The organism is bacterium, from assembly GCA_016716565.1.
Lineage (GTDB): Bacteria > Bacteroidota > Ignavibacteria > Ignavibacteriales > Ignavibacteriaceae > IGN2.
This window is the reverse complement of the sequence record JADJWC010000001.1, coordinates 70,953-87,097: the sequence shown is the minus strand read 5'-3', so window position 1 is coordinate 87,097 and position 16,145 is coordinate 70,953. Positions and strand designations below refer to the sequence as shown.

Genomic DNA, 16,145 nt, shown 5'->3' with positions numbered 1-16,145 from the left:
CGACCAGCAATCTTACACTTTTTTTATGAATGCAGAAAAATGTATAGTTAAATGTTGAGCGCGATGATGGCAACAACAATCTGTATAATTATTCCCACAGCAATACTTATACTTCTTTGCTGATAGGGCATGAGAGGGAAGATCTTTTTATAAACCAGGTAGCCAAGCGGCAGATAAAATAAGCAAGCTGAGATCGTTCCCGGTGAGTAGCTAGCAGTAAAAATTGATGCGGCTATATGAACAACACCATTAACAAAGAATAAAATGCTGAGCACGGCAATTACAAAGTGATTTAATTTATTTAGCGAGTATAGAGTAGCCACAGCCACCGCAGCTGTAAATCCGATTGAGTTTATGATAATAAAATCATTCAGGGAAAGATTGACATTAAATATTACTGAAAACCATCGATAAAACCCGGCGAAGTATTCATCAGCTAGATGAAAGAGATAAGCTGCCGGAATAAACCAGGCAATATATTTTTGTTCTTTATTGATCATTAAATCAACCAGTAAATGAGATACTTATGAATGCTCAATACCCAGCAATTCAGGCAGTTCTGTTATGGAATGAATGCTATACTCCGGGTGGTTTGTATTAAGACTTCTAAATTCACTGTTCACACCAATGAAGAAAACTCTGCCGGCTTTTGCCATTTCATGGTCAATACTTGTATCGCCAATATACATTGCTTCGTTTGCTTTCAACTTTAAATTGTTTAATGCCAGGTTTAAACCTTCAGGAGAAGGTTTAGGATTTTTAATGTCATCCCCGGTAACGATTGTTTTAAACAGATGTTTAATTCCCGTTCTCTGAAGATCATTCATAACACGTGTTCTCGAACCGGAGGTTACAAGTCCGACCGCAAATTTTTTTGAAAGTATTTCTAAGACATTATGCACATCCGTAAAAAGCGAGGGAGAATGCTTTTCAGCTTCTTCCAGCCAGTAAGAATTTGCGAGCTCCCATTTTTCTCTTGGAAGCTCCATTGCTTCATAAGTTTTATACCAGTCAGGAGAATATGTACTTAAAAATTTTTCTTTGTTAATTTGAATACCTAATCGTTCGAACATAACTTCATAAACTTCATAGTGAACCGGGAAAGAATCAAGCAGAGTACCGTCAAGATCGAACAGGATAGCTTTGATATTAATCAGAGGTGTAGTGATCATATCTTCCTACCAATCGCAAAAATTCTTTCGTTTGAAATTTCAAAATCATACGGATTTCTTTTATCAAAAAATTCCAGAAGAAATCCTGCTTTACTGAAGTAGTCAACAATTTCTTCAACTGTGAACAAAGTGAAATATGATTTGGTTTTTATTTCAAGAAGGTCTTCAATATATCCTTCGAATGTTCCTGCTTTGACTGCAACCAGCAAATAACCATTCGGTTTCAATACTCTGCGAAATTCAGTAATGAGTTTGCCAACGTAAATTTTGGGAGTGTTTATAATCGAGTAATAAGATATGATACCATCAAATGCGTAGTCCTCGAAAGGCATATTACCAATATCCGCACATTTAAAACTCATTTCCGGATTGTGAAGTTTTGCAAGCTCAACACACTTTTCAGAAATATCAACACCAACAACATTTATTCCTTTTTCAAATAAATATCTTCCGATATGTCCGGAAGGACCACAACCGGCATCGCAGATAAGAGAATCTTTATTGAATCTTTCAGCGAAAGAATCAAGAAGTTCCCGATCGTATTCTTTTTCGTTCATCTCATTGTGGAAAAGGTCGTGGTATTTTTGAGCGGCGAGATTGTATGCCTGGCGGGTAAGAAAATTTATTGATTGAAGAGAATCAACCATTTAGATAAATTGAAGGAATTACTTAATGTGACAGAAAAATATTTTTGCAATCAAATCTATTGTGGCTGACTGAAGTTAAGTCAACCACTTATTCAAGATGATAAGCAGAATTATCAGGCTGACTTTTTCTTGAACATTCTATAGATTGCAAGAAGAATAATTGCTCCAATAACAGCACCGATAAACCCGGCAGTTTCGCCTTCCTGATACAATCCAAGAAATTTTCCCAGGTAAGTAAATACAACTGAACCTGCAATACCAAGCAGTATAGTTATAATTATTCCCCCGGGATCTTTGCCGGGCATAATAAATTTTGCAACCGCTCCCGCAACCAGACCTATGAGAATTGTCCAGACTATAGTCATTTTAACCTCCGCTTATGATGAGTTAGAATTTGTCAGTGAAACATTTAAATTTAACTTAACTCATATTATCAAAAGAATCAACTGTTTGCCCCGGTAAAAGTTTATTTTCCTCTCTATTCGCCTTTTAGATCTTTTTCGAGGAGAGAAAAAATTATGCTATCAAGAAACTCACCATTGAATAAATAATTTTCTCTGAAATGTGCTTCCTTCCTGAAGCCGACTCTTTCAAGAACTTTCTGTGATCTTTCATTTAATGGATTTACATTCGCTTCGATGCTGTGGAGATTCATTTCTTCGAATCCGAATCTCACAATCCTGTTAATAGTTTCGAACATAAATCCTTTGCCCCAATATTCCGGTTTGAGCGCATAGCCTATTTCTGCCCTGCAATGTTCCGGAGTCATTCGTATAAATCCTATATAACCGATAAATGCATTCAACTTCTTCTCAATAATTGCCCAGTTTATGCCCGTTTCATTTTTATAAGAATCCTCGATGGCCCGAATCAATTTTTCCGAATCGTTAACAGAATAATGTCTGGGCACGTCCATAAATTTCATAACATCATCATTTGATCGGATGGCAAATATTTCTTTTGCATCAATAAAAGTTATTTTTCGGAAAAGCAATCGCTCCGAATCAAGCTCGGGAAAAGATTTAAATATATCCTTGTTTATTTCTGTCATCATTCAAGATGAAATTTTATTTGATACTGCTCGATCAGTATTATAACTTCGTAAATCAACCATCGGAATAATTAAATTGTATTTGAACCAAACTCATTGACACAGATAAAATTTTCTTTATGGGTGATTTTCCAATTGAGCTTTAAGGTTTTCTAGACTCTTTTCAAGCATACGCTGCAAGTTTGGCTTCAATATAAAATAGTCCAGTAATGGTCCGAGTATAAAAAAGGGCGGACTGTATTCAATGACATACTTAACTTGTGTTTTATCCGCCTTACTTTCAAAAAACCAATTCATCTTATGCGGAAAACCTTTGAGTACTATTCCCTGCCAGCCCACATTTTCTCTAAAATAATGAACCTCTGTTTCAAGATTAAATTTCAAAAAGCCGATGGTAGTCTGATAAGCATAGCGTGCATTATTTCCTCTTTCAATATTTGTTATTGGTTTTAGGTCCGAGGCACCTTCACGCCATTTATCCCAGTGCTTCCAATCTGAAGCATAAGCAAAAACTTCACTTACCGGTCTGTTGATATTTATGCTCGCTTCGACTTTCGTCATTTTCATTATCTACTGCCAGTTTATTTGAAGTGGAATTAATGTTGATTACCATTGTCTCTTGTTAGAGGTTAGAATGCTTTAGGAGAGAGCAAAGAAACAATTCATATGTAACTTAACTTTTATTTGTTAAATACTCAACTAACAATTAGCAAGTCTTTCCAAATTTTCCAATTCTTTTTTGTAAACCGGGAATAGCAATAGTTTCGATAGACGGAATTCTATTTTCTTCAGCAATCCGGATTTATTGGATATTTCTGTCGTGAAAGCAACAAAAGAATTTTTTCCATCATCGCGGGGCTCAATTGTAAATGTTGTTATGTAACCTGTGTCATTTGTTTCAACGAGAACTCTTCCCGGATCAGGTTCAGAAACTACAGTGCGAAAAGATTGGATCTTGCCCATCACTTTCATTTGAACTTTGGCAACTGTTCCTGCACCAAAACCTCCCTGCTCAACCACAAGCGAAACGAAAGGTGGTCTTGGTAGTATCTTCGGATGTGCTTCTCTGTAGTCTGCAATGATTGAGTGTACAATCTTAGGTGATGCGTTAATTAATTTTGAAACTGAAAATTTATAATTGCTCATTTTACTTTTTATTATAGAAAGAAACTCCTTCACTTTTTAATTTTTCGACCCACATTTCTTCGAGCGTTTCAAGTTCTGATCTTAGTTCTTTTTCAGTTTCATCTTTCACCTCAATCTGATCGAGTATTGAAATATCAAACTGATCTTTGCCGAGTCTCTTGTAATCGTCTGCGAGATCGCTGTATGCATGACTTCCCAGTTCAAGCTCAAAAGTTATTCCACGAAGTTTAGCCGGGAGGTTTAACGAAGTTCCAATAAACATTTTATTTTCCGGTTTGTTCTTAACGGCAAATATTCCGGCGGGATGTTTCTGATTTTTATATTCTTTAATTAGTTCTTTTTTGTTGATCATTTCCTGTCCTCATACTGATCCTCCAACTCCTCCACTCTGGCTTGGTGTTTATCAAAATTAATAAATCTCATTAATACTAACATTATTCCGGCGAATAAAATATAAGCAAGCATAACATATTCCCATTCAAAAAATCCTTTCAACTGTCCCATAACTGCAGCACCTGCAGCTAACCCCAGATTTGAGATCGCCATATAGAGTGTGAATTGAGTAGCAGCAACTCGTTTCCAGCAGAGCTGCATCGCTGAAGCAAAAATTGCAATAGTGCTGAATGTTACCAAAATGTAAAAGCTGGTTATAAATCCCATCATAAAAATTTCGTTTTGCCAGAAAGTTTGTAGAAAAGAGAGCAGGGAAACTATAATTATTAATAATACGAGATAGAATGAAAGCATTTTGACTTTGCCGAAATAATCTATCAGGAATCCACCCACAAACATTCCGAGAATTCCCGAGATTAAATTTGCAGTGGCAAAAAATTGAGAGTATTGTGTATCTGCCCAGCCGAGTTTTTGAACCGTAAAGACGGGAAGAAGCGTATCAATCAATCCTTTTCCTGTACTGAAACTAAAAGCTGCAACACCCATCATAAAACTGACTGGAAGAAAAAATACTTTAACCAGGCTTTTGAATAATTGTTTCCAGCTGTGTAGTTGAATTTGTTCTGCAAATGTTGAAGCCTCACCATTTGTCCAGGGCAACAGTTTTTCTCCCGGTCTTTCTCTAAGCAATAATGGAACAATAATTATTAATGAAACAATGAAAGAAAATGAAATGATTGCATAGAAATAACCGTGTTCACTCATTATCCAACTTCCGACTGCAACTGCGCCGGATATTCCGAGTGTCTTCGAACCCCACATTAATCCATTTGCTCTTGCCTGCTGATCTACCGGTAAAATATCTATTGCCATTCCATCCACGGCGATATCTTGTGTTACCTCGAAAAAACCAACAAGAAATCCGGTTATCATTAACAGATATAAATTATCTAATGGATTAATAATTAATGACATAGAAAAGAAACTCAGAATCAATCCGAGTTGTCCTATTAAAACCCAGGGTCTTCGTCTTCCCATTGACAAATATGTAAACCGATCCATCACAGGGGCGTTTATTATTTTTAGACTCCATGGAATTCCAAGCACCGCTACGTATGATCCTATTTCTGCAGGACTTTTCCCATTCATTGCTAACCAAGCCGGTAAAGCATACCAAAGCAACCCCTCAGGAATTCCCTGGGCTATGTATAAAACTGAAAAGGTAAAATATCTTAAAAAAGTATTTTCAGATAATGCGGGAAAAGTTTTTACTTTTTTACTGTTAGTCTTTATGAAAAGCATTTGATTATTTTGCCAGATACTTTAAAGCCAGGCAGGTGATATCATCCGATTGCTCAACACCATTTGTGAAAGATTGAACATCGTCAAAGATTTGCATTATAAGTTCATTCATATTCAACGACTGCTTTCCCTCAAGAACCTTTTCAAGTCGTGTTTCTTTGTATTCTTCGTTGACTTTATTAAATGCCTCAGTAACTCCATCTGTATAAAAGAGCAAACTTTCTCCAGGCTGCAGCATTATAACAGTAGACTGGTATTCAACATCTTTCATAGCCCCAATTAAAAGCCCGCCAATTTCAGGAATCTGTTTTACAGAGCCATCCTTTGAAAGCAGGTAGGGCGAATTGTGCCCACCATTCGAATATTCAAATGCACCGCTTCTTGTATCAAGTACTCCGTAAAAAACAGTTACAAACATATTTGATGGACTTTCATCTACGAGGATATTATTTATTTCTGATAATATACTATCTGCAGGCATTCCCTTGTATGCAGTTGCTTTGAGTAAAGTTTTACAAACTGCCATCAGCAAAGCGGCGGCAATTCCTTTTCCTGAAACATCTCCGATAACCACACCAAGCCTGTATTTGTCAATCATAAAAAAATCATATAGATCGCCACCGACTTCTTTTGCAGGAATCATTTTAGCGAAGATGTCAAACTCTTTTCTATCAGGAAAAGGAGGAAATGTTTTAGGAAGAATTGATGTCTGAATTACTGTAGCTATATCAAGCTCCTGCTGAAGCGCAACAAGTTTATTATGACTAACCATTGCCTGTTTATACAAATCAATTTCTCTTAATGATTTTTCGATTGTTATTTCGAGATCCTTTAAATCAATTGGCTTAGTAATAAAATCGTAAGCGCCTCTGTTCATTGCCGTTCGGATATTCTCCATATCGCCATAAGCAGAAACAATTATTGATTTCAGAAGTTTGTTGTTTAGATCATTTATTTTTGAAAGTAGAGTCAGTCCATCCATAACCGGCATGTTAATATCTGTCAGAATCAGATCAATCGTTCCGTCATTTGAAATTTTTTCTAACGCCTCAGCACCGTTTCCAGCGAAATGAAATTCGTATTCGTTCGCTTTTATTTTGGTCCTGAATTTTTGCCGGATAAGTTCCTGCAGGTCAGGCTCATCATCAACGACTAATATTTTTGCTAATTGCATTTGATAACTTTCACTGTGTTAGGAAATTATTTTGGCAACGTGATAATAAATTCAGCACCTTTGCCCTCTTCTGATTCTATTTTAATATCACCCCCATGAACTTTAGTAACGATATCATAGCTGATTGAAAGGCCAAGACCGGTCCCTTCGCCGGTAGGTTTTGTAGTGAAGAATGGTTTGAAGATTTGTTCTTTTACCACTTCCGGAATCCCATCGCCATTATCGCGGATTCTTATTTCAACATTACCGTTAATGTTTTTAGTTGACACTTTTAATGTAGGAGAAAAATTATTTTCACTCCTATTTTTCTTCTCGTTAGCCGCATAACAGGCATTATTAACAATATTTAAAAACACACGGCTGAGATCCTGTGGGACAACATTTATCTTTTCCAGAGACTGGTCATATTCTTTTTCAATCGTGATGTTGAATTCTTTGTTCTGAGCCCTTAAGCCATGATAAGCCAAAGTTACATATTGATCGAGCAAGTCGTTGATATTAGTTGGCACCTTTTCTCCGGAAGTTCCCCTTGAATGAAGAAGCATTCCCTTAACTATAGAGTCAGCTCGTTTACCGTGATGATTAATCTTTTCCAGATTTTGTTTTAAATTTTCAACAAGCTCAATAACATCTTCAATTTTATTATTCTGCAATTCAATTTTCATTTCATCGAGAAGTTCCCTGCTGACCTCAGAAAAATTATTCACAAAGTTTAAAGGATTTTTAATTTCGTGTGCAATTCCAGCGGTGAGTTCACCAAGCGACGCCATTTTTTCCGAATGAATGAGCTGTGCTTGTGCTGATTTCAGTTCGTTCAATGTTGTTTCAATTTTATTTTTTGCTTCTTCTAAATTTTTAAAATCTTCATAGCGTGCATAGGCAATTGAAAAAGCCTCGGCTAAGGTTTTCACTAATTCGAGCTTTTCATCGGTTAGCGGCTGAACATCTCCAACGTAAAGCATCCCTTGTGCAAAAGGTACAAAATGTAGATCAAGAGATTCCGGAGCTTCTGATGAGCCCTGGTATGATTCAGCGGTTGGTATTTGATTCTGCTCAACAAGATATTTGGTCCAGTTATTAAACTCCTGTTTATTCCAGTGTTCTTTGTATACAAGTTTATTTCGCCAATGATTTACAGTGTTGCTTGTAATTTCATTCGAGTCGAATGACATATTTAAAACGCCAAGTGACTTGCCATCCGGAGTTGTAAGATATACATGCACCGATTCAGTTTTTTCATCAATGATATAAATCCCGCATCGGAAAAATGGAACGCCAAGCATTTTAAGTTCACGCCAAATAACCGGTGTAATTCTGTTTAGATCTTCAGAAGTTCTCATCGATGCAATTTCTGCACGTACACGATCAAGTGAAGCCTGTTTTATTGATTGCTGTGCGCGGAGTTCGGCTTCCTTTAAATCCATGTATCGTCTGTAGGTAAGACTAAGCACAGAGCTAAACCGTCTGAATATTTGCAGCTCATCTTCAGACAGCTTATTCTCTGTCCATGCAAAAATAAATCCTTCTTTGAATGGAATGTTGTGTCCGTATTGCACTGCATCAAGAGGATAATCAGGATAAGCAATCTGAGGTTTTATAACTGAATAATATTTATTGATTTCATCTCCGCGAAGAACCGGAAAATATTCTTTTTGCATTTTCCAATGTTCAAATATTCCATCGAGGACAGGATGACCGGTCTGTTTCAGTTTGCCCGAAACTTCTTTTATCTCTCCGTCCTTTGTTATGGAAGTTGTTGTGAGATATGTTGTTCTTGTTTCTTCATCAATTCTTCCGACGCCACATCTCCATGGTAAAACATTTAATGATTTTAATTCTTTAAAAATTAAGCTGACTGTCTCAGATAAATCTTCAGGTGAGTGCATTGACATAGCTCTTGCACGGACCCTTTCCAATGAGGCTTCTATCTTTGCTTCTTTTGCTTGTGCTTCTGCTTTTTGAAGGTCGAGGTATCTTCTGAAAGTAAGATCAATTATAGCTTTAAAGCGATTCAGAATATTAATTTCATCTTGCAAATATGGTTTTTCATCCCAGGCGTAAAACATTCCTTCAGAGAATGGAAAATAGTAACCGTATTCCGTTTGCTCTTTGTGTTCACGCGGAGTATATGGAATTGATAGACGTGCAAAAAGAGCATTGTAGTAAGATTGTAATTCTTCATCTCTTAGTGTGGTAAAATAATTTTCATTTTTCAGCCAGCATTCATACTGGTTCCTAAATACCGGATGATCTGTTAGCATATCACCTGAACCGATCATCGTGAAGGAATCACTTTCAGAAGTTGTGGCGGCAGCATAAAATACTCCCTTACTATTATTCTTTGATAGAAGAACAACTCCACAGCGTAATGAACTTATACCGAGTTTTGGTAATTCAGTAAAAAGCACGCCCATCGTATCGGAAAGATCATCGCTTGAGTGCATTGCCATTGCTTTTGCTCTTACTCTTTCAAGAGCTGCTTCAATTTGCGCCTCTCGTGCCTGAGCTTCTGCCTTTTGGAGATCAAGAAAACGGGTATATGTTTGCTGGAATACTTTGCCAAAACGCATTAAGATTTTATTCTCTTCATCTGAATATTGAACACCGGTAAAGTTTTCAATGTACAGGGCAACATTCTCCAACAAAACTGTGGAGATAGAAAAACCGGGGTGACTGAAAATAATTTTTTTTGATTCCTCCGGAAAACCGGGAATATTTTTAAAAAGATCCTCGTAAAATCTGTTTTTTTCTTCAAGGGTAAGTGTGGTGGTAAAAAAATCTATTCCATTTTGCTTTGCTTCATTAAAACGATTATAATAGATGCAATCAAAATAAGGAATCGTTACCTGTGCAGGGGTTCCAAACTTATCAGCTATCCAGCCATAATAATCATCCCTAGTCTTGTAATCCATAATAAATCCCGTATGTTCAGTATGAATATTCAGTTGAACGAATTGTTCATATACAATCTGAATGACCTCTTTTAGCTCATCACTTTTTTGCATAGCCATTGTTCTGCTTCTTACTCTTTCTAATGCTGCTTCAATCTGTGCTTCTCTAGCCTGCGCTTCTGCTTTTTGAAGATCGAGGAATCTGGTGTAAGTGAGATCAAATACTCCTGCAAAACGTTCAAGTAGCTGCATAGTTTCGGTTGGACGAGGTTTGTAAGAGGAAAATAAAATTACTCCTCTTGAAAAATAAGCGCAATGGATTACCCAGCGATGTTTTGGAAGCTCGTCTTCAGATTTGTATTGGGTGCTGTTTTCCATTTTAAATTTGTTAAAATCAGCAAGTTCTTCTCCAGACAGATCAATAATCAATGACTTTTTCTGATTCTTCCACGCCTCATATGTTTTTTTATGGACAGGATGCTTAGTAAGAGGAAATCTTCCGGTTTCCTTCCATTGACTTCCGTAAATTGTAGCGTATAATTCAAACACACCTTCTTCCTCATTAAAAATTCCGATTGACATTTGTTCGGCCACCTCACCGAGTTCTTCCAACTGTTTAAAAAGCACGAATGAAGTTTCTGAGAGTTCTTCGCTTTTATGCATTGCCATTGTTCTTGCGCGGACCCTTTCCAGGCACATTTCAATCATTGCCTCCCTTGCCTGCGCTTCAGCTCTCTGCAGATCGAGAAATCGTGTATAAGTTTGTTCAAACACACTAGCAAAACGTTTAAGTATTTCATTTTCTTCATCTGTGAAAGGAGTAGTATCATAAATAACAACGGCAAACCAAAGATTCTTAGTTAAAAAGAGCGACCGTGCAAATCCTTTTGTATTGTACACATACTTCTTTCTTTCTTCAGGAGTATTTCTTGCAGTTGTATTTTTAAAGAAATGACGAAAAAAAATATCTTTCTTTTTTTTATCATATACATCAGCAGAGAAATCAGCTCCAGTTCTGATATTCTCCAATACACGATTGAATATCGGGTGATCAAGATACGGGACATGAATTTCCGCTGGGTAGGGTTGGTCTGGTGTAAAAACCCATAGATCCCAACTACCATCAGGATGTATTTTAGCAAAATTGGTAACGTTGAATTTTAATCCTAATCCGAGTAATTGCTCCATTACTACTTTTATTACTTCGTGAAGATCACCACTATTATGCATTCCCATTGTTTTAGCACGAACTCTTTCCAAAGCTAATTCTATTTCTACCTCTCTTGCCTGTGATTCGGCTTTTTGTAAATCAAGGAAGCGGGTATAAGCCTGATCAAAAACCTTCGCAAATTTTTTAAAAATATCATTCTCCTGTTCCGAAAATGATTTTTTGGAATACCTGGTAATATGAATGCCCGTATTTTTAGAAAGCGATACAGACATTGTTGCAAAATCAGTTCCTAATAAAAATTCCTGTTGTCGTTTAGGGACTAATTTCAAATCTGTACGAGAAAAGAGGTGGCGAAAAAGTTTATTTTTTTCTTTGAAGGAGTAAGTTTTTGAGAAAAAATCAATTCCGGATTCTCTTGATTTATATATATCCTGCAGATATGAAATATCTGTATATGGGACCAGTATTTTCTGGTAATTCTGATAAACTTTACTTTCAAGCCACCACACAACATTCTTTGAACCTTCTTCAAATAGAATGATAATCGAAGTATAAAAATCAACATTCAATTCTTTAAGCTGTTCAAAAACTGTGTGGACCACATCCTGGAGCTCGTTACTTTTTTGCATGGCTAAAGATCTGGAGCGGACTCTTTCCAGAGCAGCTTCTATCTTCGCTTCTTTTGCCTGAGCTATTGCATTTTCTATATCTATAAATCTTCTATAAGCCAGTTCAAACACATTGCGGAAACGACGAAGCAAATCCAGATCTTCTTTGCGTAGTGGAGTGTTGTAAGTTGAAACGCCTAAGGCTCCCAGCCCAATAGAGTAGAAATAGAAATGGACAGAAGCTGATTTATCTAATAATGGGTCGGGGAATTGTTCGTCATCTTTTCTGTACTTTCGGAATATATCTAATGACTTTCCGCGGAAACTCTGATTGAAAAATGCATTCGCCGATTTTTTAATCGTTTTGGCTAACTCGTGAGCTTTTGGATGCTTGACGTATTCAGCGTCTTCAATTATACTTTTATTGTATTGTGTAAAATACTGGTAGTTGAGATATGTATTTTTGCTTTCATTGAGGATAACAGTCTGGATGTTCCTGATATTATTCACTCCAAAAAGTCTCAGCTGACTCGATATAACCTTGCATAATTTTATCATATCAGCAGGCTCTTTCATTGCCAATGCAGACGAACGGACTTTATCAAGCGAAGCTTCTATTTTCAGCTCACGTTTTTTTGCCTCGAGCTCTTTTTTCAGTCTGGCAAGAATTGCTTTATTATTAGCCTGCTTAGTTTTCTTCTTCATTAATTAACTAAATATAGTTTAGTTCAGGAACACAATTAAGAAATTTTAATTGTTGGAAGTACTTCTAACACTTAAGTTAGCTCAAAAACAAAAAACCAGCAACTATTGGTGATTGACAACACAAACTAATTCTTGTGTTAAGGTTTGATATCCTTACCCCAGATAGCAAACCAGATTGTACCGATAAGACCACAAACAAATGCTGTAAAAAAATTTGTGAAAGGCGAAACATTCCAGAGAAAAGCACTGCTCAAGGCTGCAGCTGAAACAATAACATCCCGGATCAGGTAGTATGTTCCGAAAGTTTCAGCTTTTGCATCTTCGGGAGCCAAATCCATAATTAATGCTTTTCTCGTCGGCTCACCGAATTCTTTTAGTCCGCGAATTACAAAGGCAACAATCAGTAATGCAAAGGATTGGGAAAAATAAATTACCAGCGGAAAGATTGTAAAGAAAACAAAAGTTATTAGTATAAAAGGTTTTTTGTAATATCTGTCAGCATAGTAAGCTACAGGAATATAAACAAGCATTGCTGTTATCATTTCCACAACAGTCAATACACCAAACTGAAAAGCACTGATGCCCAGAATATTTACACACCAGACAACTACAAATGCGTATGGAATTTGTTCTGCAAACCTGATGAGAATATCAGAGACCAATAAATTCCACAATGGAGGACTGAAGCTTTTCAATCCTGCCAGATCCTTAATGCTGTTTGTGCTTCGTTTTACATCTTTATCTTCCATTAAAAAATGAATTGCAAAGAGCGCAACTATTCCAAGCACAAATGCTGTGATAAAAGAAATTCTTATACCTGTCGTTGTTCCATAAATTGAAATAAAAGTACCGCCAAGTAATGGACCAAGAGACATCGGAATTCTTTTTACAAGCGAATGGACAGTTACTCCCATTGTTCTTCTGTTTGAAGGAACAGCTTTTGAGATGAGGCTCATGATTGCCGGAAGAGAAACTGCACTCCACGCAATGAAAAGTACAGATCCTGCAAATACTGCTTCCCACGATTGAAAAATAATTACTATCAGATAACCAAGCATTGCGACTGAAGTAAACAGCATCAGTGCTTTCTTATATCCGATTTTATCACTCAAGAATCCGCCGGGGAAAGAATAAAGTGCACTAATAAGATTGTCCATCGCATTGAGAAATCCTACTGCGAGATTTGTTCCGCCAATTGCAAGTATGTAGAGCGGAAGAAAACGTTCGCCCATTTTTTCTCCGAGCATAATCAGCACAACCATAATTATCATCGAGGTTATGTTTTTATTCAACCCGAAGAAATCAGCGATACGATTTCTGAAAGAAGCATTCATCATTAAAATAAAAATTAAGTTTATGCGGGAAGTTCGTTATTCGTTTTCTGGTTTCAAAAACTTTTGAACGTCATCAAATGAAAGGGTATTCTGACTAAAAGAATCGTAAGTTCCCAAATTGAAAACATCGTCAACAATATCAGAGAACTTCTTGAGTATTGATCGGAAAATAAACGGACCAAAACTTACTCTGTTTATTCCGATTTCCTGTAGTGTTTTTAGGGGAACAGATTGAGCTGATCCGAGAATATTAATAGGATGTTTAATTTCTTTACGAAGTGTTTTTACGGTTTCCAAATCCAGAACTCCCACGGGGTAGAAACAGTCAGCCCCAGCACTGAGATATCTTTTTGATCTCTTGATAGCTTCGTCAATTAATTCTGAATTTGATTGTTCCTGTTTGCCGAGAAAACAATCTGTCCTTGCATTTATTACAAGATGAATTCCCCTTCTATCTGCAGTTTCTCTAGCTGCAAAATTCTATCAGCTTGTTCATTTATATTTCTCAATACTCCTTCCTTGCCAATACTGTCTTCAAGATTAATCCCAACAGCACCCGTATTTAACAATAGATTGATATTTTCTTTTAAAGTCGAAATGTCAGAAGCATAGCCCGATTCGATGTCTGCCGTAACCGGAATATCAACGCTATCAGCAATTCTCTTAATAATTTCCAGGTGAGTTGTGAATTTTATTTTCTCTCCGTCTTTGTAACCAAGTGATGCAGAGATTGCTGCACTTGCAGTTGCAACAGCGGGAAATCCTTTAGATTGTAAAATTCTTGCACCAATAGGATCCCATATATTCGGCAGCAAAAGTATTTTGTTACTATTGTGAAGTGATAAAAAAAGTTCAGCCTTCCGTTTTTGTAGTTCGATGTTCATAAATAATTTTATTTAAACAACCTTTGAAATCCTGGGTAAGGTCTGAGCGGAATTAACTCGAACTCGATGAGTTTCTTACCTACATACGGGAGCTTACTTAAAACTTTTTTAGCTTCCACTTTATTTTTTGCTTCCAGTACCAGCACTGCCGATTTCTTTTCTTTGCGGAAATAAAATTCACGGACAATTCCATTTTGATAAAGCTGCCAGAGAGCTTTCGCTTCAGCTTTTGCGTTTCTCCTGAAATCGATTGGTCTGGCTGTACTCATTTCCTTTTCCAATGCAATGATTTTCATTTTTAATTTCCGAATTCTTTTTTCTGAATAATTTTTTGTTCTTTTCGTTTTAAATAATTAAATGATTTCATCCAAAGCAACAATGGGATTCCGATGATCAATGTTAAAAGAAAAAGTCCAACGGGAATATGAACATCATCGGGTAGTATATCTGAGTGGGGACCAATTAAAAATATTGTGAAAAAAAATCCGGCAACTCCGATTACAGCCAATGAAAATAAAAATACAAACAGGCTCACTATCCACTTAATCATTTAATTATAATGTCCGGTTAAACTTCAGCGATACTTTTTAATCCAAATATTTTAACTTTTTTCTCTTTTCCCTTCAACTGTAATTCCGCGACAAACTCAGATCGAAGATATTCCGGAATCTCAACGTTTTGAAGCATGTATTCGCTGATTAAAAACTTCTGACTGTACTTATTGCACTCCTCTTGAATTCTTGCAGTCGTATTCAAAACATCACCATGGTAAACAATTTCTTTTTTAATTGTCCCTATCCATGTCACAGAAACATTTCCGGCGTGCAAAGCTGCTTTAAACTCAGGATGAACTCCGTACTTTTTTAAGTAGTGATCTTTATTCCATTCAATAGCAGTCAGAATATCAAAAAAACAGTTAATGCATCGGGCGTATTTAACTCCCTGCTTATAAGACCACGTTAAAATTATTTCATCACCAATGTATTGATATATTTCGGCTTTTGACATCAGGATCGCACCGGTCATATCGTGAAAATAATCTATAAGAAAAGAGCTGTATTTTGTGTTACCAAGCTTTTCAGCAATTGCAGTTGAAGATTTCAGATCAATAAAGAGAAAAATTTTGTTTACTTCTTCCGGTAAATGATACCTGCCGGTAACATATTTTATTAAATCTCCCGGTCTATGCAGCCTTCTTATCTGCAGAACAGCAATAGAAATAACAGAAATAATACCAATAATTAAAAGATCGCGGGGAAAATTTTCTCTGTAAATAGCGGTGTGTATAGATTGACTCATTGATAAGTTAAGTGTTAAAAAATTACTCGCCGAATTTATCAGAAGTTCATGGAAAGCAATCACAGCAGAATAAACTATCGTTCTGAACAGAAGAAGAAAGAAATACGACTTTCTTCTAAATCTGTCGAGGAACAAAAACTCTTCACAAATTCCGATCGTTGTTCCAACTAAAAATCCGATGAAAAGTCCTCTGAGAGTTGGTCCCGGAATATCGAGCTTGTCGATGTAATGCAACAGAAAACCTATAACAGTTCCGGCTATAGTTCCGATTACTGTATAGATTAACACGTTGGATAATTTGTAATTCCTGGTAACAAACATTTCATTGAAAAAGTATTTATAGAAGACAGTACAGAAATAAACAATTG

The 16,145-nt window shown here is 36.5% G+C and carries 17 protein-coding genes; all 17 read right to left on the bottom strand.

The window, feature by feature from the left end:
* Positions 1-47: 47 nt before the first annotated feature.
* On the bottom strand, positions 48-500 hold the full coding sequence (locus IPM14_00455; protein ID MBK9096593.1) for an HXXEE domain-containing protein: 453 nt from the start codon (positions 498-500) through the stop codon (positions 48-50).
* A gap of 24 nt (positions 501-524) precedes the next feature.
* The gene (locus IPM14_00450) at positions 525-1,172 is read right to left on the bottom strand and encodes an HAD family hydrolase (GenBank protein MBK9096592.1); all 648 of its coding nucleotides are present in this window, start codon (positions 1,170-1,172) and stop codon (positions 525-527) included.
* Positions 1,169-1,819, bottom strand: a complete 651-nt coding sequence (locus tag IPM14_00445; protein ID MBK9096591.1) for a class I SAM-dependent methyltransferase — start codon at positions 1,817-1,819, stop codon at positions 1,169-1,171. The genes IPM14_00450 and IPM14_00445 overlap by 4 nt, the downstream gene beginning before the upstream one ends.
* 113 nt (positions 1,820-1,932) lie before the next feature.
* A complete protein-coding gene (locus IPM14_00440; GenBank protein ID MBK9096590.1) occupies positions 1,933-2,184 on the bottom strand; it encodes a GlsB/YeaQ/YmgE family stress response membrane protein in 252 nt (83 codons plus the stop codon).
* A 113-nt stretch (positions 2,185-2,297) separates the two neighbouring features.
* Positions 2,298-2,870, bottom strand: a complete 573-nt coding sequence (locus IPM14_00435) for a GNAT family N-acetyltransferase (protein ID MBK9096589.1) — start codon at positions 2,868-2,870, stop codon at positions 2,298-2,300.
* Positions 2,871-2,987: 117 nt separating this feature from the next.
* A complete protein-coding gene (locus IPM14_00430) occupies positions 2,988-3,437 on the bottom strand; it encodes an SRPBCC family protein (GenBank protein ID MBK9096588.1) in 450 nt (149 codons plus the stop codon).
* Between the two features lie 132 nt (positions 3,438-3,569).
* The gene (locus tag IPM14_00425; GenBank protein MBK9096587.1) at positions 3,570-4,016 is read right to left on the bottom strand and encodes an SRPBCC family protein; all 447 of its coding nucleotides are present in this window, start codon (positions 4,014-4,016) and stop codon (positions 3,570-3,572) included.
* Position 4,017: 1 nt separating this feature from the next.
* On the bottom strand, positions 4,018-4,368 hold the full coding sequence (locus IPM14_00420) for a GIY-YIG nuclease family protein (GenBank protein ID MBK9096586.1): 351 nt from the start codon (positions 4,366-4,368) through the stop codon (positions 4,018-4,020).
* Complete coding sequence (locus tag IPM14_00415) at positions 4,365-5,711, bottom strand: MFS transporter (GenBank protein MBK9096585.1); 1,347 nt, start codon at positions 5,709-5,711, stop codon at positions 4,365-4,367. Before IPM14_00415 ends, IPM14_00420 begins: the two co-directional genes overlap by 4 nt.
* Positions 5,712-5,715: 4 nt before the next feature.
* Positions 5,716-6,885, bottom strand: coding sequence for a SpoIIE family protein phosphatase (locus tag IPM14_00410; protein MBK9096584.1), 1,170 nt, complete (start codon positions 6,883-6,885; stop codon positions 5,716-5,718).
* A 26-nt stretch (positions 6,886-6,911) separates the two neighbouring features.
* Complete coding sequence (locus IPM14_00405; GenBank protein ID MBK9096583.1) at positions 6,912-8,225, bottom strand: HAMP domain-containing histidine kinase; 1,314 nt, start codon at positions 8,223-8,225, stop codon at positions 6,912-6,914.
* 4,172 nt (positions 8,226-12,397) lie between these two features.
* Positions 12,398-13,597 carry an MFS transporter gene (locus IPM14_00400; protein MBK9096582.1) on the bottom strand — a complete coding sequence of 400 codons (1,200 nt, stop codon included), beginning with the start codon at positions 13,595-13,597 and terminating at the stop codon, positions 12,398-12,400.
* 33 nt (positions 13,598-13,630) lie between these two features.
* Complete coding sequence (locus IPM14_00395) at positions 13,631-14,038, bottom strand: isocitrate lyase/phosphoenolpyruvate mutase family protein (protein MBK9096581.1); 408 nt, start codon at positions 14,036-14,038, stop codon at positions 13,631-13,633.
* The gene (locus IPM14_00390) at positions 14,026-14,478 is read right to left on the bottom strand and encodes an isocitrate lyase/phosphoenolpyruvate mutase family protein (GenBank protein ID MBK9096580.1); all 453 of its coding nucleotides are present in this window, start codon (positions 14,476-14,478) and stop codon (positions 14,026-14,028) included. Before IPM14_00390 ends, IPM14_00395 begins: the two co-directional genes overlap by 13 nt.
* Positions 14,479-14,486: 8 nt before the next feature.
* Positions 14,487-14,774, bottom strand: a complete 288-nt coding sequence (locus tag IPM14_00385; GenBank protein MBK9096579.1) for a hypothetical protein — start codon at positions 14,772-14,774, stop codon at positions 14,487-14,489.
* A 2-nt stretch (positions 14,775-14,776) separates the two neighbouring features.
* Entirely contained in the window at positions 14,777-15,028 is a 252-nt protein-coding gene (locus IPM14_00380; GenBank protein ID MBK9096578.1) for a hypothetical protein, read from the bottom strand.
* A 17-nt stretch (positions 15,029-15,045) separates the two neighbouring features.
* Complete coding sequence (locus tag IPM14_00375; GenBank protein ID MBK9096577.1) at positions 15,046-16,065, bottom strand: hypothetical protein; 1,020 nt, start codon at positions 16,063-16,065, stop codon at positions 15,046-15,048.
* Positions 16,066-16,145: the final 80 nt, after the last annotated feature.